The following is a 21,131-nucleotide window of genomic DNA, read 5'->3' on the forward strand; positions in this document are numbered from 1 at the left end:
ATGTCCTACCGGGGGCAAAGCCTGGCACACGCGTTCGGGAGACGTCCCTCGGGGAGGCCTGAGGTGCCGTCAACGCGGGGCGGCACGCGCTGCGGAGAAGCGCGGAGCCCGGCACCGCCGCGGGTGGGCGGGGGTGCCGGGCTCCAGCCTGCCGCGGTGTTACTTGTTGGCCGCGGCCACGGCCTTGACCGCGTCCCTGGCGGCGCGGGTGGCCTGCTTGGCGAGGTCCTCGCGGTCCGGGGTGTCGGAGCCCGCGAAGCCGGCGCCGTTGTAGGAGATGGTGACGACCACGTTCTCGGTGCGGGTCACGATGGCCGCGTAGGTGAAGTCCTCGTCCGACTTCTTCAGCCCGTAGCCGATGGCCATCGCCTCGTCGCCGAGACCCTTGGCGGGGGCGGACTTCACGTCCTTGGCACCCTGGGTCGCCTTCACCTTGGCGACCTCCTTGGCGAAGTTCTCGGTGGCCCGCTGCTCGCCGCTGCCCAGCGAGGGGTCGGACTCGTAGCGCAGCAGGGAGACGTCCAGCCAGCGGTACTGGGAGCCCTTGACGCCCTTGTCGTCCAGCCCGTTCCAGGAGCAGCTGCCGCGGCTGGCGGTGTCGCTGGTCTGGCCGGGGGTGCCGCCCTTGCGCTTCACCTCGGGCACCAGGTCCTTGATCGTCACCTCGGCGACGGCCTTGCAGGGCTCGGGCAGCTCGCCGTAGACGGCCGGCTCCACGGTGGGAGTGGGGGTGGGGGAGGGCGAGGCGGCCGCGGTGGGCGACTGCTTCGGGGCCCCGTCGGCGCCGTCACTGCCGGAGTCCGACGAGCAGCCGGCGGCGACGAGCATCACCGGTACGGCTGCGCAGGCGAGTATGCGGGTGAGTCGCGGGGCTGATCGCTGCATGGTTCCTTCGCTTGTCGTACGGGAGTGCTTTCGTACGGGTGTGCCGTCGTACGGTGCGCCTTCGTGCGGTCCGCCCTTGTGCGGTGCGCCTTTGTGCGGTGCGCCTTTGTGCGTCCGGACGTGCGGCCACGGTAGCCCGGATCGGCGGCGGGCCGGGGGCGGGGGCGGGCCGGTCGCGCGGGGGCGGGGGGCCGCTACTCGTCGAACCGCTCGGCCAGTCCGCGGGCCAGTCCCTGGGCTTTGTCCTGCAGTTCCGCGCTGTCGGGCACCTCGGTGATGCTCGCCGGCTGCTCGGCGTACCGGATGGTGACGACGACGTTCGATGTGCGGAACACCACGCTGACGGTGCGGTACTGGGCGGTGGAGCCGGCCCGGTCCAGGACGTCGTCGAGGAAGGCCGCGTCGCCGAGGCCGGTGAGCACCCGGGGCTCCAGGCCCTCGCCCGTGGCGGCGCTGCCGGAGGGGTCCAGCGGGCCGGAGCCGCCGGGCTTGCCGGAGGCGCTCGGCCGGGGGGCGCCGCCGGGGGAGGTCTCGGAGGTGGGGGACGGGTCGGCAGGGGACTCGGAGGGGGCGCCGTCCGGCGTGGAGGGCTTGGCGGAGGCGGTGGGCGGCGCGGCGGGCAGCACGGCCGACTCCTTGTCGCCGTACACCTGCTGCGCCCGCTCGTCGTCGCTGACCTCGGGGTCGTAGGAGACCACCCGCTCGAAGTCCAGCACCAGCTGGTGGGAGGCGTCGGGGCCGTCCGCCTTCCAGCTGCAGCCGGCCCGGCGGTCGGTGTCGTAGGTGACGGCCGGGGTGCCCTGGTAAACCCGCTCGCGCTGCTCGTCGGTGAGGTCCGCGGCGCTCGGCAGCAGTTCGCGCAGGGTGGCGGCGGAGACCGAGCCGCAGGGCTCCAGCAGGGTGCGGTACCGGCCGGGGGCGGCGGCCTGCCCGGCCCCGTCGCCGGCCTTGGAGTCCTGGGCCGCGCCGTCCGGTCCGCTGCCGCCGGTGCACCCGGTCAGCAGCACGGCGCCGGCGGCGAGGGCCGCGGCCCAGCCGGTACGGCGGGTCGCCGCGCGAGCGGTCGCGGTGCCGGCCGCGGTGTCGCGGGGTGTGTGGGCCCTGCGTCGCACGGTGGGGCTCCTCTCGCTGCGATGCGCTGTACCTCGGTGCACGCGGTGTACCGCGGTGTGCCGTGGCGCACGGTGCCGCGTGGCCGGTCCGCCGGGACGGACGGCGATCGGGTCGGTGGACGGAAAACGGGTTGGCGGTCGCGTACGGCCGCCGCACACAATGTGTATCGCACGCGCTGCCGTCGCTGCCGGTCCGTCGCCGCTTTCGCGGGCCTTGGCACCGGTTTTCCGCTCTGTGTCTTCTGATGTGTTTCCGGGGGAATCGAGGAGTTATGTCGTACGTGGAGATGCCGGGGGCGAAGGTTCCCATCCGGATGTGGGCCGACCCCGCGACGGTGGAGGACGGCGCCCTGCGCCAGCTGCAGAACGTGGCCACCCTGCCGTGGATCAAGGGCCTGGCCGTCATGCCGGACGTGCACTACGGCAAGGGCGCCACGGTCGGCTCGGTGATCGCCATGCACGGCGCGGTCTGCCCGGCCGCGGTCGGTGTGGACATCGGCTGCGGGATGTCGGCGGTGAAGACCTCGCTGACCGCGAACGACCTGCCCGGTGATCTGTCGCGGCTCCGCTCGAAGATCGAGGAGACGATCCCGGTCGGCTTCTCGATGCACGGCGAGCTGGTCGACCCGCGGCGGCTGCACGGCTTCCCGACGGCGGGCTGGGACGACTTCTGGTCCCGGTTCGACGGGATCGCCGACGCGGTCCACTTCCGCCGGGAGCGGGCGGCCAAGCAGATGGGTTCGCTCGGCGGCGGCAACCACTTCATCGAGTTCTGCCTGGACGAGTCCGGCGCGGTCTGGCTGATGCTGCACTCCGGTTCGCGCAACATCGGCAAGGAGCTGGCCGAGTACCACATCGGGCAGGCGCGGAAGCTGCCGCACAACCAGGGGCTGGTCGACCGCGACCTCGCCGTCTTCGTGGCGGACACCCCGCAGATGGCGGCCTACCGCAACGACCTGTTCTGGGCGCAGGAGTACGCCAAGTACAACCGCGCGATCATGATGGCGCTCTTCCAGGACGTGGTCCGCGGGGAGTTCAGGAAGGCGAAGGTCACCTTCGAGCCGGTGATCTCCTGCCACCACAACTACGTGGCGGAGGAGCGGTACGACGGGATGGACCTGCTGGTCACCCGGAAGGGCGCGATCCGGGCCGGCTCCGGCGACTACGGGATCATACCCGGCTCGATGGGCACCGGCTCGTACATCGTGAAGGGCCTGGGCAACGAGGCCTCCTTCAACTCCGCCTCGCACGGCGCCGGCCGCCGGATGAGCCGGAACGCGGCGAAGCGGAGGTTCTCGACCCGGGACCTGGAGGACCAGACGCGGGGCGTGGAGTGCCGCAAGGACGCCGGGGTGGTGGACGAGATCCCGGCCGCGTACAAGCCGATCGAGCAGGTCATCGACCAGCAGCGGGACCTGGTCGAGGTGGTGGCCAAGCTCCGCCAGCTGGTGTGTGTGAAGGGCTGAGGCGGACGGCAGGCGGTACGAGGCCTCCCGTACCGCCTGCCGTACTGCGGGCCCGTACCGCCCTCCCGGGCCGCGGGCCCGTACCGCCTCCCGGGCCCGGCTCAGCGCTCGCGGTGGACCTTGGAGTTGGACGCCTGGGCGCGCGGGCGGACCACCAGCAGGTCGATGTTGACGTGCGGGGGGCGGGTGACGGCCCAGGCGATGGTGTCGGCGACGTCGTCTGCGGTCAGCGGCTCGGCCACGCCCTCGTAGACCTTGGCGGCCTTCTCGGTGTCGCCGCGGAACCGGGTGGTGGCGAACTCCTCGGTCTTCACCATGCCAGGGGCGACCTCCACCACCCGCACCGGGGTGCCGACGATCTCCAGCCGGAGGGTCTCGGCCAGCACCCGGGCGCCGTTCTTGGCCGCGACATAGCCGGCCCCGCCCTCGTAGGCCGCGTGCCCGGCGGTGGAGCTGACCACCACCACGGTGCCGGCGCCGGAGGCGGTGAGCGCGGGCAGCAGCGCCTGGGTCAGATTGAGCGTGCCGATCACGTTGACCTCGTACATCTGCCGCCAGTCGGCCGGGTCGCCGGTGGCCACCGGGTCCGCGCCCAGCGCCCCGCCCGCGTTGTTGACCAGTACGTCGCAGCGGTCCAGCCCGGCCGCGAAGGCGTCCACGGCCGCGCGGTCGGTGACGTCCAGGGGGTGGGCGGCGGCCTGGTGGCCCGCCGCGGTGAGCTCGGCCGCCAGCGCCTCGATCCGGTCCTTGCGGCGGGCGGTCAGCACCACCCGGTGGCCCGCCTCGGCGAGCTGCCGCGCGGTGGCCGCGCCGATACCGCTGCTCGCCCCGGTGACGACGGCGACGGGCGTGACTGCGGGGGCGGAGGTCATGGGCGTGCTCCTCGTACGGGTGGTCGAACGGCGGCCGGTACCGGCCAGGATAGGCAACGCCCGGGTGGCGCCGTCCGGGGCGTTGGGGGCGTCGGGTGCGCGGAGGTGTCCGGGCCGCCAGGGTCCTGGGCGTCGGGCCGCCAGGCCCCTGGGGCTCAGCGGCCGCGCGGCGCGTACATGATCACGGCCATCCCGGCGAGGCAGATCAGCGCGCCCGCCACGTCGAAGCGGTCCGGGCGGTAGCCGTCGGCGGCCATGGCCCACAGGATCGAGCCGGCCACGAACACCCCGCCGTACGCGGCCAGGATCCGGCCGAAGTCGCCTTCCGGCTGGAGGGTGGCGACAAAGCCGTACGCGCCGAGGGCGACGACCCCGGCGCCGATCCACAGCCACCCCCGCCCCGCCTCGCCGGCCCCGCCCCGTACCCCCTGCCACACCAGCCAGGCGCCGCCGATCTCGCAGAGGGCGGCCAGGACGAAGAGGGCGACGGAGCGGGCGATCAGCATGGGGGTCAGGGTGCCATGTGGGGGACGGGCCTCCGGGCGAGCGGTGGCTACGGCGCCGACTACGGCTACGGCGCCGGCCACGGCTACGGCTCCGGGGCCGGGCGGCCCTTCCCCGGCGGAGCCCGTCACCGCAATACGGCCGGCCCCTACGCCGCCGCGCCGCCGAACTCCCTCAGGGCGTCGGCCACGATGGACTCCAGCCGGGAGTGGTGGGCGCCGCGCCAGTAGACGCGGTCGCAGGCCGAGCACTGGGCGAAGACGTCGTAGGTGCGCTCGGTGCCCTGCTCCAGCCGGGCCCGCACCGTCTCCTTGTCGGCCTGCGCCAGCTCCCCGTTGCACGCCGTGCAGCGGGTCCACGGGGCGAGCGGCGGGACGAACCGCTCCAGGACGTCCCGGAGTTGGTCGTCGGGGCGGTCGCTGTAGACATAGCCGCCCGCCCACAGCTCGCGCCGCCGCAGCAGCCCCCGGTCGCGGGAGAGCATCACCCGGCGCTCCCGGGCCGAGAGCGCGGCCAGCGCCCCGTCCCCGATGTCCTCACTTTCGTACGCCGCGTCCACTCCCAGCAGCCGCAACCGCCGGGCCAGGGTGCCCAGATGGACGTCCAGGAGGAAGCGCAACGGCGCCCCGGGCACCTGCTGCGGGCGCCGCACCCCGGCGACATGGACATGCTCCCCGGCCGCCGGGACATGCGAGGGCGCGACCGGGCGGCCGTCCACCAGCAGCTCCCCGGCCTCGGTCAGCGGCACGCCCAGCGACTCCACGACATGGCCCAGGGTGGACACCCCGTCGGTCACCGCGGCGGTGCGCCCGGCGCGGCGCGGGGCCGCGACGAAGAGGGCGAGCGCGGGCGCGAAGCTGATCTCGATCTCCGGTCCGTTCACGCCGTTCAGGATGTCACCGGCGCGGGGACCGGACCAGCAGGTTTCCCCCCGGGGTCCGGGCCGGGTATCCCCCCGCCGGGCCCCGGGCCGGGTGCTGCCCCTTCTCGGCCGGGGCTGAGTGGTGCCCCTTCCGGTCCCGGGCCGGGTGCTGCCCCTTCCAGCCCCCACCCGGGTGCTGCCCCTTCTCGGCCCGGGCCGGCCGCGCCGGTGGCGCGCTCGGCCGACTCCAGCCAGCCCCGGTACCACCGGGCGAAGGTCACCGGGGTGCCGTCCTGGTGGGTCAGCGGGGCCAGGTCGGCGTCGTCCGCACGGCGGTCGGACCACATCGTGCCGCGGTGGACACCGCTCACCACCAGCCACTCCCGCCGGGCGCACCCCAGCTGGGAGAGGACCAGGGCGCCGGCCGTGCGCTCCGGCGCGAACAGCACCGCGCCCCACCGCTCGTCCCACGCCTCGTACGCCTCGTCGAACTCCTCGATGTCGTCGAAGTCCTCCTCCTCGGGGCACTCCGCGAGCAGCGCGGCCAGCAGCTCCGGGTCCGGCCCGCGCTCCGGGAACGGCTCGGCCAGCCGGGAGAGGTCGGCCAGGTCCGCCCCGTCACCCTCCAGCCGCCAGCGCCCCTCCTCCCGGCGGAGCGGGAAGAGCCCGTACCCGGGGCCGGCGCCGCCCGCGCCGACCTCCAGCAGGAAGCTGCGGTACTCCTCCGGCAGCCGCACCCCCGTGCCCGCCTCCAGGTCGGCCAGCTCCTCCGCGGTCAGCGGCTCCTCCAGCGCCCACCGGTGCCCCAGCGCCCCGAACACGCCCTCGGCCCCCACCCGGTCACCGACGGCCCCCACCCGCCGGCGCACCCCGGCCCACCCCTGATCGTCCATGTCCCCGACCGTACGCGCCGCCACTGACAACGCGCCCGCCCGATGCCGTCCCCGGCCGTCCGACCTGGTCCGGAGCCCGCGCGAGGCCCCTGGCACGTTCCTTGCCGTAGGCACCCTTGTGCGGTTGGCCGGTTCGGGACCATGGTGGGCGCAGCCCGTCCGTCAGGGCGGGACACACGAGGGGAGCGGCGCGGTGCGGGACGGGACGGACGATACGGAAGCACAGACGGCCATCGACGGCACGGTGCCGGCGGGCGGCGCCGGGTGGGCGTTCACCGACGACACCGGGCAGGAGGTCCGGGCGGCGGCCCGGCCTCGCCGGATCGTCGCCTATGTACGGGCCGGGGCGGCCCTGCACGACCTCGGGGTGACCCCGGTGGGGGTGTACGGCTCCAACCACGACGGCGCACTCCCCGACCCGGCCAAGTCGGGCGGCCTCACCGCGGCCGGGGTGCCCTACCTCGGGCCGGGCCCGGAGCTGACCGACGAGGTCCTCGACGGGCTGCGCCCCGACCTCGTCGTGGACGTCACCTACGACGAGAAGTACCCCTACTCCCTGACCCGTCCGCTCGGGGTGCCGCTGGTCGCGCTCTCGGTGGGCGGCGCCCCGCTGCCCGCGCTGCTGGGGCGCTTCGCGGACCTGGCCCGGAGCCTGGCCGAGGACGGGCGGCTGCCCCGTACCGGCGCCGATCCGCTGGCGGTGGCCGAGCGCGCGGTCCGGGACGCGGTCGCCGCGGCCCCCGGTGTCCGGGTGCTCGCGCTGTCCGGCGCCGGCGACGAGCAGGTCCACCTGGCCCGCCCGGCCACCTGGCCCGAGCTGCGGCACCTGGTGGAGCTCGGCGTCGAACTGGTCGAACCGGCCCCCGGCGGCGGGGTCAACTGGCTGACCACCACCCCCGAGGAGGCCCTGAGCCTCGCCCCGGACGTGGTCCTCGCCGACAACCGGGCGCACGCCTCACCCCCGCCGGTACCGCCCGGCGCCCGGCTCGCCGACTGGAACCCGGAGACCCCGCCGAGCGCCGCCGCGACCGCGCGCTTCCTGCACGCGGTGGCGGCGGCGGTGGGCTCCGTACGGCGCTGACGCCCGGAGCCCGAGTCCCAGCGCCGCGCCTCCCGCAACGGGCCGCGGCGGCGGTGGGCGCGGCCCGGTCCTGACCCGGGCCTATCCGGTCCTGACCCGGGCCCGGTCTCAGGGCCCGGTCAGGAAGGCGGCGGCCTCCGGCTCTCGGTGCGGACGCTGTCGTACGGCAGCGAGCGCAGCGAGGCTGCGGGTGGCGCCGCTACGGCCACACCAGGCAGTACGGCTGGTGTCCCGCCTCGTGGAGCCGGTGGCTGAAGTCCTGCCACTCGTGGAGCAGCTGGTAGACGTTGAAGGCGTCGCGGGGGCCGCCGCGGTCGGGGACGGTGGACCAGATGAAGGCGGCGGCGCCGACGGACTCCTCGCCCACGCCGCGCAGCGGGTCGACGACGGTCATCGGGAGCTTGACCACCGCGTAGTCGGGGTGGAGGACGACCAGCTCCAGCGGGGGGACGCGGTGCAGGGGCATGCCCTGGATGCCGGTGAGCACCATCGCGGCTATCGTCTCGGGTTTGATCTTGGTGAACATCCCGCCCATGCCGAGCTCGTCGCCGCCCAGCTCCTCCGGGCGCATCGAGATCGGCACCCGGGCCGCGGTGGCGCCGTCGGGCGCGCCGAAGTACTTGTAGGTCACCCCCATGCCCCGGCCACCCCCGCTTGTGCTGCCGCCCAGGGGCCCGGTGCTCCCCAGAGGTCCGTCCTGCTCGCGTCGGTGCCTTCCCCGCCGGGCAGGCTCGGGACCCAGGTCGTCGGTCCCCTCGCCCAGTCCGCCACCGCGATGCATATCTCCACCCGACTGCTTTTTAGGTAACACAGCCCCCGCCGCGCAACCCGATCATCGTGACAGTGACCTCCCCCACGGACGTGTGGTGAAACACCTGTCCGCGGATGGGCCCGCGCCTCTGACACCATGGATCGCGTGACCATTCCCTATGAGGCTCCAGTTTCGCAGACGCGGAGGTCCGGCGCCTCGTCGTGAAGAACGTCGCGGGCGGGCGGTCCGTTCAACGGGCCCGTCGGGCGGGACCGCCGTACGGACCTTCCCACGGCGCCCCGCCGCCGCCCGCCCGTCAGCCGTAGCCGTACCCGTACTCGCAGGTCAGGACAACGTGCCGTACTCATACGAAGCCCCAGTCTCACAGACGCTTTTCGACCGCGCGTCCCGAGTGACGCCCGGCGGTGTCAACTCGCCCGTGCGCGCCTTCCGAGCCGTGGGCGGTACGCCCCGGTTCATGGTGTCCGGTGACGGTCCGTACCTGACGGACGCCGACGGCCGGGAGTACGTGGACCTCGTCTGCTCGTGGGGGCCGATGATCCTCGGCCACTCCCACCCCGAGGTGATCGCCGCGGTGCAGGAGGCCGTCGCCCGCGGCACCTCCTTCGGCACGCCCGGTGAGGGCGAGGTGGCGCTCGCGGAGGAGATCGTGGACCGCGTCGCCCCGGTGGAGCAGGTGCGCCTGGTGTCCTCCGGCACCGAGGCCACCATGTCCGCGATCCGGCTGGCCCGCGGCTTCACCGGCCGCGCCAAGGTGGTGAAGTTCGCCGGCTGCTACCACGGGCATGTGGACGCGCTGCTGGCCGCCGCCGGCTCCGGTCTCGCCACCTTCGCCCTGCCGGACACCCCGGGCGTCACCGGCGCCCAGGCCGGCGACACCATCGTGCTGCCGTACAACGACCTGGACGCGGTGCGCGAGGCCTTCGCCGCCAACCCGGGCCAGATCGCCTGTGTGATCACCGAGGCCTCGCCCGGCAACATGGGCGTGGTCCCGCCGGCCGAGGGCTTCAACCAGGGGCTCAAGGACCTCTGCGCGGAGCACGGCGCGCTGTTCGTCTCGGACGAGGTGATGACCGGCTTCCGCACCAGCAGGGCCGGCTGGTTCGGGGTGGACGGGGTCGTCCCCGACCTGATGACCTTCGGCAAGGTGATGGGCGGCGGCTTCCCGGCCGCCGCGTTCGGCGGGCGCGCCGAGGTGATGGCGCACCTCGCCCCGGCCGGCCCGGTCTACCAGGCGGGCACCCTCTCCGGTAACCCGGTCGCCACCGCCGCCGGCCTCGCCCAGCTGCGGCTGCTGGACGACGGGGCGTACGCGAAGGTGGACGCGGTCTCCCGGGAGATCCAGGAGCTGGTCTCCATCGCCCTGAACAAGGAGGGCGTGGCGCACCGGGTCCAGACCGCCAGCAGCATGTTCTCGGTGTTCTTCACCGGGGACGAGGTGCGGAACTACGAGGACGCCAAGCGCCAGGAGTCGTTCCGCTTCACCGCCTTCTTCCACGCCATGCTCGCCGAGGGCGTCTACCTGCCGCCGTCCGCCTTCGAGTCCTGGTTCGTGTCCAGCGCGCACGACGCCCGGGCCATCGAGCGGATCGCCGACGCGCTGCCGGCCGCCGCCCGCGCCGCCGCCCAGGCCACCCCGGGGGGCGCCGCGTGAGCGGGGGCAAGGAGAGCGAGGTCACCGTCGTCCACCTGGTGCGCCACGGCGAGGTGGACAACCCGGACGGGGTGCTCTACGGGCGGCGCGAGGGCTACCACCTCTCCGAGCTGGGGCGGCGGATGGCCGACCGGGTCGCCGAGCACCTCGCGGCGCGGGACGTCACCCATGTGGTGTCCTCCCCGCTGGAGCGGGCGCAGGAGACGGCCGGACCGGTCGCCAAGACCCACGGCCTGGACGTGGCCACCGACGAGCGGCTGATCGAGGCGGCCAACGTCTTCGAGGGCAAGACCTTCGGCGTCGGCGACGGGGCGCTGCGCCGCCCGGAGAACTGGCGCCACCTCACCAACCCGTTCCGCCCCTCCTGGGGTGAGCCGTACATCGAGCAGGTGGTGCGGATGATGGGCGCGCTGGACGCGGCCCGGGACGCCGCCCGGGGCCACGAGGCGGTGTGCGTCAGCCACCAGCTGCCGATCTGGATCGTCCGCAGCTTCGCCGAGCGCCGCCGGCTCTGGCACGACCCGCGCCGCCGGCAGTGCACCCTCGCCTCGCTGACCTCCTTCACCTACCAGGGCGCCAAGCTGGTCTCGGTCGGCTACAGCGAGCCCGCGCTCGACCTGGTCCCGCCGCATCTGCGCGCGGGTGCCAAGCCGGCCAGGTCCAAGGGTGCGTCCAAGGCCTTCGGCGCCTAGTAAGGCATCTGAGCAGGGCACAGGGCGCCCGGTTCCGTATCTGATGGGTACGGGGCCGGGCGCCGCTGTGTGGTCAGTGCATGACACTGCGAAGTGGTGCACCCCGCTCCGGAACCGCGCGACTTCCCCGTCCCTCTCACTGAATGCCGGTTTTGACCCAAGTCAAGTAGGGAGCGCCGGCACGGCAGCGAAAAGCGCGAACGCGGATGGGGACGATATGCGCGGCATCACTCGAAGGGGACTGCTCGGAGCGGGAGTCGGGGCAGCGGCCGCCCTCGGGGTCGCCGGCTGCGAGTCGGCGGGCGGCAAGTCCGGTGGCGGCGGGGCGGGTCGTGCCGGCGACCCCGGCAAGGGCGGCGGGGCTTCGGCCTCTCCGATCGCCAAGGAAAGGCTGATAGGCGACGGCTCCACCGCCGACACCGGCAAGCAGCCCCACCAGCCGGACCGGCCCGTACCGCTGGAGCCGGGTCAGACCCCGCCGCAGTTCGTGGTGTTCTCCTGGGACGGCGCGGGCGAGGTCGGCAACGGCCTCTTCCCCCGTTTCCTGGAACTCGCCAAGGAACACGACGCGGCGATGACCTTCTTCCTCTCCGGGCTCTATCTGCTGCCCGAGTCCAAGCAGACCCTCTACCGCCCGCCGAACAACCGCGTCGGTGCCTCCGACATCGGCTACCTCACCGACGACCACATCAAGCAGACGCTGAAATACGTCCGCCAGGCCTGGCTCGACGGACACGAGATAGGCACCCACTTCAACGGGCATTTCTGCGCCGGTTCCGGATCGGTGGGGAACTGGAGCTCCGCGGACTGGCAGAGCGAGATCGACCAGGCGGTGAAGTTCGTCACCGAATGGAAGACCATCTCCGGCTGGAAGGACCTCGACCCGCTGCCCTTCGACTACCGCAAGGAACTCGTCGGCGGCCGCACCCCCTGTCTGCTCGGCCAGGACAAGCTGCTGCCCACGGCGAAGAAGCTCGGCTGGCGGTACGACGCCAGCTCGCCCGGCGGCCACCAGATGTGGCCCGCCAAGAAGCAGGGCGTCTGGGACCTGCCCCTCCAGCAGATCCCCTTCCCCGGGCGGGCCTTCGAGGTGCTGTCGATGGACTACAACATGCTCGCCAACCAGTCCGGCAACTCCACCAAGGGCATGACCTCCCGCTACCCGGAGTGGAAGAAGCAGTCCACCGAGGCGTACATCGCGGGCTTCCAGCGCGCCTACGAGTCCAACCGCGCGCCGTTCTTCGTCGGCAACCACTTCGAGCAGTGGAACGGCGGCATCTACATGGACGCCGTGGAATCCGCGATCAAGCACATCGCCGGAAAGAAGGACGTGCGGATGGTCTCCTTCCGCCAGTTCTGCGACTGGCTGGACGTGCAGGACCCGAAGATCGTGGAGAAAATGCGTACGCTGCAGCCCGGGCAGTCCCCGACCGGCGGCTGGAACACCTTCCTGAAGTCCGTGTGATGTCCGTGTGATGTCCGTCTGAGGCCCTTCCGAGGGCCGGGCGGGGTCGGAACGGGGTCCGGTCCGCGGGCCGGAGCCGATCTTGAATGCGAGGGAGCCCCGGAGGCTCCCGGCTTCCTTAGGCGCTATTCACATCAGCCCTTTACGGGCAGCCAGGGGGGCGCGGAAGATCCCCGGAACGCCCATGCGAAACTTTTCACATGAGCCCTCGGTCGAGTTCCGGAACCCGCCGCGCCCTGCTGCTCACCGGCGCCGTCGCGGCCGCGCTCACGCTCAACGCGTGCGGTGGTGGCGACGGCGACCTCAAGAGCGGCGGCGGCACCAACTTCGTCACCGGCAAGAGCGGCATCGCCACCGTCGCCCCGGCCGACCGCAAGCCGGCCGGGGCCATAGCGGGCAAGACCCTCACCGGCGAGCAGTTCGACGTGGCCGACCTCAAGGGCAAGGTCGTCGTCCTCAACGTCTGGGGCTCCTGGTGCGGCCCCTGCCGCGCCGAGGCCCCGCACTTCGCCAAGGTCTCCAAGGAGCTGAAGAAGCAGGGCGTGGAGTTCGTCGGACTCAACGTCCGCGACCCTAACGAGAACCAGGCCGTGCAGTTCGAGAAGAACTTCCGGATCACCTACCCGAGCCTGCACGACCCGGCGGGCAAGCTGCTGGTGAACGGCTTCCCCAAGGGCACGCTCAACCCGCAGACCATCCCGACCACCATCGCGCTCGACCGCGAGGGCCGGATCGCCGCCCGCTCGATGGCCGCCCTCGGCGAGGACAAGCTGCGCGAGATGATCGACCCGCTGGTCGCGGAGAAGGCCTCGGGGCAGGCCGCCGGGAAGGCGTCGGGGCAGGCCTCGGCACAGGCCGCCGGGAAGCTCGCGGAGAAGTAGCCCGATGACCGAGACGGTTTACAGCGGTGCGCTGCTGCTCGCGCTGCCCATCGCCCTGCTCGCCGGGCTGGTGTCCTTCTTCTCCCCGTGCGTCCTGCCGCTGGTCCCCGGCTACCTGTCGTACGTGACCGGGGTCACCGGCACCGACCTGGCCGAGGCCCGCCGCGGCCGGATGACCGCCGGAGCGGCGCTGTTCGTCCTCGGCTTCACCGCCGTCTTCGTCTCCGGCGGCGCCCTCTTCGGCTACTTCGGCACCACCCTCCAGGAGTACCGGGGCACCCTCACCACCATCCTCGGTGTGCTGATGATCCTGCTGGGCGTCTTCTTCGCCGGGCTGATGCCCTGGTTCACCCAGCGCGAGTTCCGCTTCCACCACAAGCCCGCCACCGGGCTGATCGGGGCGCCGCTGCTGGGCGCCCTGTTCGGCATCGGCTGGACCCCGTGCATCGGCCCGACCCTCGGCACCGTCCTCGGTCTCGCCTCCGACCAGGCCAGCGCCGGGCGCGGGGCGCTGCTCACCTTCGCGTACTGCCTCGGTCTGGGCGTACCGTTCGTCCTCGCGGCCATCGCCTTCCGCAAGGCGCTCGGTGCCTTCGGCTGGGTCAAGCGGCACTACGCCTGGGTGCTGAGGATCGGCGGCGCCATGATGATCGCGACCGGACTGCTGCTCCTCACAGGTGTGTGGGACACCCTGGTGCAGCAGATGCAGGTGTGGTCCAACGGTTTCCAGGTGGGGATCTAGTCCGATGAGCAAGACCGACACGAGCGCCGTGAACCGCGCCTCCGAGGCCGAGGCGGCTTCCGAGGCCGAAACGGCTTCCGAGGCCGAGGCCGGCGCCCAGCTGTCCACCGCCCCCCGGGAGGACACCTCCACCGGCGGCCCGACGCTCGGGCCGATCGGCTGGCTGCGCTGGTTCTGGCGGCAGCTGACCTCCATGCGGGTCGCGCTGATCCTGCTCTTCCTGCTCTCCCTCGGCGCCATCCCGGGATCGCTCATCCCGCAGAACGGCGTGGACGAGATGAAGGTCCAGGACTTCAAGGCCGCCCACCCCGGCCTCACCCCGCTCTACGAGAAGCTCCAGCTCTTCGACGTCTACAGCTCGGTGTGGTTCTCCGCGATCTACATCCTGCTGTTCGTCTCCCTCATCGGCTGCATCGTGCCCCGCAGCTGGCAGTTCGTCGGCCAGCTCCGCGGCCGCCCGCCGGCCGCCCCCAAGCGCCTCACCCGCCTCCCGGCGTACACCACCTGGCACACCGAGGCCACGCCCGAGCAGGTCGACGAGGCCGCGCTGCGGCTGCTGAAGGGCCGCCGCTACCGGGCGCACCGCGCCAAGGGCTCGGTCGCCGGCGAGAAGGGCTATCTGCGCGAGGCCGGGAACCTGCTCTTCCATGTGGCGCTGATCGTGATGCTGGTCGCCTTCGCCACCGGCCAGCTCTTCAAGTCCGAGGGCGGCAAGCTGGTCGTGGAGGGCGACGGCTTCTCCAACACGCTGCCGCTCTACGACGACTTCCGCTCCGGCTCCCTCTTCGACAACGACGACCTGGCCCCGTTCAGCTTCACCCTGGACCAGTTCAGCGGCACCTACGAGACGAGCGGCCCGCAGCGCGGCACGCCCCGCACCTTCGAGGCGGACGTGAGCTACTCGGTGCCCGGCGGCCCGGACAAGAAGGGCAGGATCAAGGTCAACGAGCCGCTGGTGGTCGAGGGCACCAAGGTGTACCTGATCTCCCACGGCTACGCCCCGGTGGTCACCGTCCGCGATCCGCGCGGCGAGGTCGTCTTCAAGGGCGCGGTGCCGCTGCTGCCGGTGGACAACAACATCACCTCCACCGGTGTGATCAAGGTGATGGACGGCTACCGCGACAAGAAGGGCGAGAAGGAGCAGCTGGGCCTGCCGGCGTTCTTCGTGCCGACGTACGCGGGCAAGGGCCACGGCCAGATGTTCAGCCAGTTCCCGGGCCTGGCCTTCCCCGCCCTCAACCTCGGCGCCTACCACGGCGACCTGCGGGTCAACGGCGGGCTGCCGCAGAACGTCTACCAGCTCGATCGCAGCAAGCTGAAGCCGTTCAAGGACAAGAACGGCGACGTCTTCAAGCAGACCCTGCTGCCCGGCGAGACCATGAAGCTGCCCGACGGCGCCGGCTCGGTGACCTTCGAGAAGGAGATCAAGGAGTGGGCCAGCTTCCAGATCTCCCAGCAGCCCGGCAACGGCCTGGCGCTGGCCGGGGCGATCGCCGCGATCGCGGGTCTGGCCGGCTCGCTGTTCATCCAGCGCCGCCGGGTGTGGGTACGGGCCACCGCCGGTCCCGACGGGGTGACCGTCGTGGAGATGGCGGGCCTGGGCCGCAGCGAGTCCGCGAAGCTCCCCGAGGAGCTGGCCGAACTGGCCGCCCGGCTCCACGCCGTGGCCCCGACCGTACCGGCGGCCGAGGGCCCCGGGGGCGGAGACGCTACGGATGCCCTCGTGGGCGAGGAGCCGCAAGCCGCCGCCCCCGAAGCGGCCGACCGGGAAGCGGCCGACCGGGAAGCGGCTGCTCCGGAAGCCGCCGCCCCGGAAGCGGTCGCCCCGGAAGCGGCCGACCCTGAAGCGGCTGCCCCGGAAGCCGTCGATCCGGAAGCGGCAGATCCGGACGCCGCGTCCCCGGCTGGTCCCGCTGAGCCCGCCGCCGACTCTGCCGACTCCGCCGTCACCCCTGCGGACTCCGCCCGGCCCCCTGCCCCGGGCAAGCCCGCCCGCTCCGGCGGTCCCGCCGCGGACTCCGCCGGTTCCGCCGCCTCGGGCAAGCCCGCCCGTCCCGCCGCAGACCCCGCCGGGTCCCCCACCCCGGGCAAGCCCACCCGTGCCGCCGCCTCCGCCGCCGACCCGGCGGCCCCCGCAGACTCCGTCGACCCCGCCGAAGAAGGGGCTGAGAAGTGAATCTCGCCGCCGCGACCAACGAGAGCCTCGCGGAGATGAGCAATGTGCTCATCTACTCGTCGATGGCCGTCTACACCCTCGCCTTCCTGGCGCATATCGCCGAATGGGTCCTCGGCAGCCGCAGCAGGGTCGGCCGCACCGCCGCCGCGCTCACCCCGGCCCGTACCGCCGCCCCGGCCGCCGTCCCCCAGGTGAAGGCCGCGGGCGGCACGGCGGTGCTGGACCGCCCCAAGGTGGTCACCCGCTCCGCCGGCGGGGCGCGGGACGTGCCGGACGGTCCGGGCGCGGCCGGCGGGGACGAGCAGGGCGACCTGTACGGGCGGATCGCCGTCTCGCTGACCACGCTCGCCTTCCTGGTGGAGGCGGCCGGCGTGGTCACCCGCGCGATCTCGGTGCAGCGGGCCCCCTGGGGCAACATGTACGAGTTCTCCACCACCTTCTCCACGGTGGCGGTCGGCGCGTACCTCGGCTTCCTGCTGGCGAGGAAGAACGTCCGCTGGATGGGCCTGCCGCTGGTCACCACCGTCCTGCTGGACCTCGGCATCGCCACCACCTGGCTCTACACCGAGAGCGACCAGCTGGTCCCGGCGCTGCACTCGTACTGGCTGTGGATCCACGTCTCCACCGCGATCTTCTGCGGGGCCGTCTTCTACCTGGGCGCGGTCGCCACCCTGCTCTACCTGTTCCGCGACTCCTACGAGAGCAAGCTCGCGGGCGGCGGTTCGCCGAGCGCCTTCGCCCGCTCGGTGCTGGAGCGGCTGCCGGCCGCCGCGTCCCTGGACAAGTTCGCCTACCGGGTCAACGCGGCGATCTTCCCGCTGTGGACCTTCACCATCATCGCGGGCGCCATCTGGGCCGGCGACGCCTGGGGCCGCTACTGGGGCTGGGACGCCAAGGAGGTCTGGTCCTTCATCACCTGGGTCGCCTACGCCGCGTATCTGCACGCCCGGGCGACCGCCGGCTGGAAGGGCCGCAAGGCGGCGTACATCGCGCTCATCGCGTTCGCCTGCTTCCTCTTCAACTACTACGGCGTGAACATCTTCGTGAACAGCAAGCACTCCTACGCCGGGGTGTGATCGCCGGGGTGTGAGACCGCTCCGGCGGAGGCGCGGTAGCGCGCGGCCGGGCGGCGCGGGACGCTGGAGGCATGGCCCCCACGCTGCTGCCGCCCGGTGAGACGGAGACCCGCGGCGACCGGCACACCCTCCGTTTCGCCGTGCCGCTGCCGCACCCCGGCGAGCGGGTCTGGCTGGCGCTCACCACCCCCGGCGGGCTGGGCGACTGGCTGGCCGAGTCCCGGGGGCTCCAGCCCCGCCTCGGCGGCGAGGTCGCACTGCGCTGGCTGACCCCGCCCGACCGCACGGCGGCCCCCGGGCCCGCCGAGAGCGGGACGGTGACGGCCTGGGACCCGGAGCGGGTCGCCGAGTACACGGTGGGGCCGCACGGCCGGATGCGCTTCCGGCTGGAGCCGGGCGAGGGGCCGGGCAGCACCGTGCTGCGCTTCACCAACGAGTTCCGGGGCACCGAGGAGCAGCGGCTGGACCGGCTGGCCTGCTGGCACGACCACTTCCTGCACCTGGCCGCCCATCTGGACGGCCACCGCACCGACTGGGCGGCCTGGTCCACCGAGCGCTGGCAGGGACTGCGCGACGACTACGAGGCGCGCGACTTCGACGCCTCCTGAGCCGTGTCCCGCGCGGGCATCAGGACTTCGAGGGGCCCGGGCCGCCGTCGGCCGGGCCGCCGCCACCCTGCTCGTCCGCCGGCCGGGCGTCCTTCCCGGACTCGGGAGCGGGCTCGGGAGCGGGCTCAGGAGCGGGCTCGTCCTCGCGGTCCTCGCGCGGGGCGGCCGGGCGGTCGCCGCCCAGCGACTTCAGGAACTCCGGGTTGTCGTCCGGCGCGACCCAGCCACCGCCTGCGCCCCTGGTCCCGCGGCCGCCGGACGGTCGGGGCCCGGTGCGGGCCTTGCCGCCGACCAGCCAGACGATCGGGCCCACGATCCAGAACAGCAGGATGATGAAGACCCAGGCCACCTTCGGCAGGTGCTTGGTCTCCTCCTCCGAGGTGTTCAGGCAGTCGATGAAGGCGTAGATCGTCAGCGCCAGCGGCAGGATGAACATGAGCGCCCTGAGCATGTGGGACAGCCCCCTGGAAGCAGCGGCGGGCCGTGTCGCGACAGCCCCGGTGACAGAGCCAGCGTAGCCGGTGGCGGATACTGGACCCCATGGCTTACGACGATCTTCGCTCGCTGCTCAGGGCGCTGGAGCGCGACGGCGACCTCAAGCGCATCAAGGCCGAAGTCGATCCGTACCTGGAGGTCGGGGAGATCGTCGACCGGGTGCAGAAGTCCGGCGGCCCGGCCCTGCTCTTCGAGAACGTGCGCGGCTCGTCCATGCCGCTGGCGATGAACGTCTTCGGCACCGACCGCCGCACCCTGAAGGCCCTGGGCCTGAAGTCCTACGACGAGATCGGCGAGAAGATCGGCGGGCTGCTCCGCCCCGAACTGCCGCACGGCTTCACCGGGGTGCGCGAGGCCTTCGGCAAGCTCGGCGCGATGGCCCACGTACCGCCGAGGAAGGTGAAGGACGCCCCCGTCCAGGAGGTGGTCCTCACCGGCGAGGACGTCGACCTGGACGCGCTGCCGGCGCTGTTCACCTGGCCCGGGGACGGCGGCTCCTTCTTCAACCTGGGGCTCACCCACACCCGGCACCCCGAGAACGGCATCCGCAACCTCGGGCTGTACCGGCTCCAGCGGCACGACCGGCGCACCATCGGGATGCACTGGCAGATCCACAAGGACAGCCGCAACCACTACCAGGTGGCCGCCCGGCGCGGGGAGCGGCTGCCGGTCGCCATCGCCTTCGGGGCGCCGCCCGCCGTCACCTACGCCTCCACCGCGCCGCTGCCGGAGGACATCGACGAGTACCTGTTCGCCGGGTTCCTCCAGGGCAAGCGGATCGAGATGGTCGACTGCAAGACCGTGCCGCTCCAGGTGCCGGCGCAGGCCGAGGTGGTGCTGGAAGGCTGGCTGGAGCCCGGCAAGACCCTCCCCGAGGGGCCGTTCGGCGACCACACCGGCTTCTACACCCCGCAGGAGCCGTTCCCCGCGCTGACCATCGACTGCGTGACCATGCGCCGCCGGCCGCTGCTCCAGTCCATCGTGGTGGGCCGGCCGCCGACCGAGGACGGCCCGCTGGGCCGCGCCACCGAGCGCTTCTTCCTCCCCCTGCTCAAGATCATCGTCCCGGACATCGTGGACTACCACCTCCCCGAGTCCGGCGGCTTCCACAACTGCGCCATCGTCTCGATCGAGAAGAAGTACCCCAAGCACGCGCAGAAGGTGATGAGCGCCATCTGGGGTGCCCACATGATGTCGCTGACCAAGCTGATCGTCGTGGTCGACGCCGACTGCGACGTGCGCAACCTGCACGAGGTGTCCTGGCGGGCGCTGGGCAACACCGACTACGCCCGCGACCTCACCGTGGTCGAGGGGCCGGTGGACCATCTGGACCACGCCTCCTACCAGCAGTTCTGGGGCGGCAAGGCGGGTATCGACGCCACCGCCAAGTGGCCCGAGGAGGGCTACACCCGGGACGGCGGCTGGCCCGAGATGGTGGTGTCCGACCCGGAGACGGCGGCCACGGTGGACCGGCGCTGGAAGGAGTACGGACTGTGAGCGGCTCCCCGATGGCCGGCCCGGCCCTCTTCCTCGGCGGCGAGGACGCCTATGTGGCCTTCGTCCGCCCCGAGCTCGACCCGGCCGACCCCGACGTGATCCGGGCCGCCGCCGAGGCGGGCGTCGACCCGGCCGAGTTCGCCGGGCCCGGGGACACCTGGGCGGTGCTCTACGAGACCGGGGACGGCGAAGGCGACGGTTTCGACCTGCCCGGCGTACGGAACACCGAGCCGGCCGGCTTCGCCGAGCAGCTGCGCGCCGAACTGGGCGCCTCCGCCGGGCCGTTCACCGTGGACGGCGGCGCCGTACTGCGGCTGGACGCCCGCCCGGCCGGCCCGGACGCGTACGCCTTCACCGCCCGCCTCACCCCGCCCGGCGACGACGCCGCCCCGGTCACCGTGGAGACCGGACCGCTGCCCGTCGCCGCCCTGCTGACCGACCTCGACGCCTTCCTGGAGAGCCTCGCGTGACCACCGCCGACGGAGTCGTCAGCTCCGGTCCCGCGCCCCGGCCGCAGCCGGCCGGCAAGGTGAAGTCCTTCCTCCGGCTGGTGATGATCGAGCACTCGGTCTTCGCACTGCCCTTCGCCTACATCGCAGCGCTGACCGCCATGTTCGAGGCCGACCGCTCCGTGCACTGGCTGGAACTCCTGCTGGTCACCGTGGCGATGGTGGGCCTGCGCACCTTCGCGATGGCCTGCAACCGGATCATCGACCGGGAGATCGACGCCCGGAACCCGCGCACCGCGAGCCGCGAACTGGTCACCGGCGCGGTCTCGGTCCGCTCCGCGTGGACCGGCGCCCTGCTCGCCCTGGCCGTCTTCCTCGGCGCCGCCGCCCTCCTCAACCCGCTGTGCCTGGCCCTCGCCCCCATCGCCGTCGTGCCCATGGTGGTCTACCCCTACGGCAAGCGGTTCACGAACTTCCCGCACGCCATCCTGGGCCTGGCCCAGGCCATGGGCCCGGTCGGCGCCTGGATCGCGGTCACCGGCGCCTGGTCCTGGGACGCGGTGGTCCTCGGCCTCGCGGTCGGCGTCTGGATCGGCGGCTTCGACCTCATCTTCGCCTGCCAGGACGTCCAGGCCGACCGCGCCCACGGGGTGAAGTCCGTCCCCGCCCGCTACGGCATCCCCGCCGCCCTCCACGGCGCCCGCGCCGCCCACGTGATCACCACCGGGCTGCTCGTCTGGTACGCCCTGCTCACCGGCGCGGGCCTCCTCTTCTGGCTCGGCCTCCTCGTCGTCGCCGCCGCCTTCGTCTACGAGCACACCATCGTCCGCCCCCACGACCTCTCCCGCCTCAACCGCGCCTTCTTCACGGTCAACGGCTTCATCGGCATCGCCCTCTTCGCCTGCGCCCTGCTGGACCTGGTCGTCCGGGGGCTGCGGGGGTAGCCCGG

20 protein-coding genes and 1 pseudogene are annotated in these 21,131 nt (G+C 72.9%); 13 read left to right on the forward strand and 8 right to left on the reverse strand.

What is annotated here, in order from left to right:
* Positions 1 to 159: 159 nt before the first annotated feature.
* The gene (locus M1O15_RS27930) at positions 160 to 885 is read right to left on the reverse strand and encodes a DUF3558 domain-containing protein (protein ID WP_248636984.1); all 726 of its coding nucleotides are present in this window, start codon (positions 883 to 885) and stop codon (positions 160 to 162) included.
* Positions 886 to 1,079: 194 nt separating this feature from the next.
* Complete coding sequence (locus M1O15_RS27935; protein WP_308282412.1) at positions 1,080 to 1,997, reverse strand: DUF3558 domain-containing protein; 918 nt, start codon at positions 1,995 to 1,997, stop codon at positions 1,080 to 1,082.
* A 272-nt stretch (positions 1,998 to 2,269) separates the two neighbouring features.
* Between M1O15_RS27935 and M1O15_RS27940 the strand changes: the two genes are divergently transcribed.
* On the forward strand, positions 2,270 to 3,463 hold the full coding sequence (locus tag M1O15_RS27940; RefSeq protein WP_248636985.1) for an RtcB family protein: 1,194 nt from the start codon (positions 2,270 to 2,272) through the stop codon (positions 3,461 to 3,463).
* A gap of 101 nt (positions 3,464 to 3,564) precedes the next feature.
* On the opposite strand, the gene M1O15_RS27945 is transcribed toward M1O15_RS27940, so the two are convergent.
* The 4 genes from M1O15_RS27945 to M1O15_RS27960 all read right to left on the reverse strand — a co-directional run bounded on the left by M1O15_RS27945 (position 3,565) and on the right by M1O15_RS27960 (position 6,594).
* The gene (locus M1O15_RS27945) at positions 3,565 to 4,335 is read right to left on the reverse strand and encodes an SDR family NAD(P)-dependent oxidoreductase (protein WP_248636986.1); all 771 of its coding nucleotides are present in this window, start codon (positions 4,333 to 4,335) and stop codon (positions 3,565 to 3,567) included.
* A 155-nt stretch (positions 4,336 to 4,490) separates the two neighbouring features.
* Positions 4,491 to 4,841 carry a YnfA family protein gene (locus M1O15_RS27950; protein ID WP_248636987.1) on the reverse strand — a complete coding sequence of 117 codons (351 nt, stop codon included), beginning with the start codon at positions 4,839 to 4,841 and terminating at the stop codon, positions 4,491 to 4,493.
* Between the two features lie 146 nt (positions 4,842 to 4,987).
* On the reverse strand, positions 4,988 to 5,722 hold the full coding sequence (locus M1O15_RS27955; protein ID WP_248636988.1) for a Mut7-C RNAse domain-containing protein: 735 nt from the start codon (positions 5,720 to 5,722) through the stop codon (positions 4,988 to 4,990).
* Between the two features lie 5 nt (positions 5,723 to 5,727).
* On the reverse strand, positions 5,728 to 6,594 hold the full coding sequence (locus tag M1O15_RS27960; RefSeq protein ID WP_308282413.1) for an SMI1/KNR4 family protein: 867 nt from the start codon (positions 6,592 to 6,594) through the stop codon (positions 5,728 to 5,730).
* A 193-nt stretch (positions 6,595 to 6,787) separates the two neighbouring features.
* Here M1O15_RS27960 and M1O15_RS27965 point away from each other — a divergent pair, with 193 nt between their 5' ends.
* Positions 6,788 to 7,675: a substrate-binding domain-containing protein gene (locus M1O15_RS27965; RefSeq protein ID WP_308282414.1), complete on the forward strand. Its 888-nt coding sequence runs from the start codon at positions 6,788 to 6,790 to the stop codon at positions 7,673 to 7,675.
* A 199-nt stretch (positions 7,676 to 7,874) separates the two neighbouring features.
* On the opposite strand, the gene M1O15_RS27970 is transcribed toward M1O15_RS27965, so the two are convergent.
* Positions 7,875 to 8,456, reverse strand: coding sequence for a hypothetical protein (locus tag M1O15_RS27970; RefSeq protein ID WP_248636989.1), 582 nt, complete (start codon positions 8,454 to 8,456; stop codon positions 7,875 to 7,877).
* A 325-nt stretch (positions 8,457 to 8,781) separates the two neighbouring features.
* Here M1O15_RS27970 and hemL point away from each other — a divergent pair, with 325 nt between their 5' ends.
* From hemL to M1O15_RS28010, 8 genes and pseudogenes are all read left to right on the forward strand, one after another.
* Positions 8,782 to 10,101, forward strand: a complete 1,320-nt coding sequence (gene hemL / locus M1O15_RS27975; RefSeq protein WP_248636990.1) for a glutamate-1-semialdehyde 2,1-aminomutase — start codon at positions 8,782 to 8,784, stop codon at positions 10,099 to 10,101.
* Positions 10,098 to 10,793 carry a histidine phosphatase family protein gene (locus M1O15_RS27980; protein WP_248636991.1) on the forward strand — a complete coding sequence of 232 codons (696 nt, stop codon included), beginning with the start codon at positions 10,098 to 10,100 and terminating at the stop codon, positions 10,791 to 10,793. The genes hemL and M1O15_RS27980 overlap by 4 nt, the downstream gene beginning before the upstream one ends.
* Before the next feature lie 217 nt (positions 10,794 to 11,010).
* A complete protein-coding gene (locus M1O15_RS27985; RefSeq protein ID WP_248636992.1) occupies positions 11,011 to 12,258 on the forward strand; it encodes a polysaccharide deacetylase family protein in 1,248 nt (415 codons plus the stop codon).
* Between the two features lie 200 nt (positions 12,259 to 12,458).
* Positions 12,459 to 13,139 carry a TlpA family protein disulfide reductase gene (locus tag M1O15_RS27990; RefSeq protein WP_248636993.1) on the forward strand — a complete coding sequence of 227 codons (681 nt, stop codon included), beginning with the start codon at positions 12,459 to 12,461 and terminating at the stop codon, positions 13,137 to 13,139.
* Between the two features lie 4 nt (positions 13,140 to 13,143).
* Positions 13,144 to 13,881 (forward strand): cytochrome c biogenesis CcdA family protein, encoded by a 738-nt coding sequence (locus tag M1O15_RS27995; protein WP_248636994.1) that lies wholly within the window; start codon positions 13,144 to 13,146, stop codon positions 13,879 to 13,881.
* Between the two features lie 4 nt (positions 13,882 to 13,885).
* A pseudogene (resB, locus tag M1O15_RS28000) lies at positions 13,886 to 15,664 on the forward strand (cytochrome c biogenesis protein ResB); the annotation flags it as partial.
* Positions 15,665 to 16,053: 389 nt separating this feature from the next.
* The gene (gene ccsB, locus M1O15_RS28005; protein WP_248636995.1) at positions 16,054 to 17,133 is read left to right on the forward strand and encodes a c-type cytochrome biogenesis protein CcsB; all 1,080 of its coding nucleotides are present in this window, start codon (positions 16,054 to 16,056) and stop codon (positions 17,131 to 17,133) included.
* Between the two features lie 71 nt (positions 17,134 to 17,204).
* Entirely contained in the window at positions 17,205 to 17,741 is a 537-nt protein-coding gene (locus tag M1O15_RS28010; RefSeq protein ID WP_248636996.1) for an SRPBCC domain-containing protein, read from the forward strand.
* Between the two features lie 19 nt (positions 17,742 to 17,760).
* On the opposite strand, the gene M1O15_RS28015 is transcribed toward M1O15_RS28010, so the two are convergent.
* Positions 17,761 to 18,192 (reverse strand): PLD nuclease N-terminal domain-containing protein, encoded by a 432-nt coding sequence (locus M1O15_RS28015; RefSeq protein WP_248636997.1) that lies wholly within the window; start codon positions 18,190 to 18,192, stop codon positions 17,761 to 17,763.
* A gap of 89 nt (positions 18,193 to 18,281) precedes the next feature.
* On the opposite strand from M1O15_RS28015, the gene M1O15_RS28020 reads away from it, so the two are divergent.
* From M1O15_RS28020 to mqnP, 3 genes are read left to right on the forward strand one after another with little or no spacing between them, the layout of a single operon-like run.
* A complete protein-coding gene (locus tag M1O15_RS28020; protein WP_248636998.1) occupies positions 18,282 to 19,733 on the forward strand; it encodes a menaquinone biosynthesis decarboxylase in 1,452 nt (483 codons plus the stop codon).
* Positions 19,734 to 19,744: 11 nt separating this feature from the next.
* Entirely contained in the window at positions 19,745 to 20,203 is a 459-nt protein-coding gene (locus M1O15_RS28025) for a hypothetical protein (RefSeq protein WP_282577360.1), read from the forward strand.
* On the forward strand, positions 20,200 to 21,126 hold the full coding sequence (gene mqnP / locus M1O15_RS28030; protein ID WP_248637000.1) for a menaquinone biosynthesis prenyltransferase MqnP: 927 nt from the start codon (positions 20,200 to 20,202) through the stop codon (positions 21,124 to 21,126). Before M1O15_RS28025 ends, mqnP begins: the two co-directional genes overlap by 4 nt.
* Positions 21,127 to 21,131: the final 5 nt, after the last annotated feature.

Source organism: Streptomyces lichenis (genome assembly GCF_023218175.1).
GTDB classification, from domain to species: domain Bacteria; phylum Actinomycetota; class Actinomycetes; order Streptomycetales; family Streptomycetaceae; genus Streptomyces; species Streptomyces lichenis.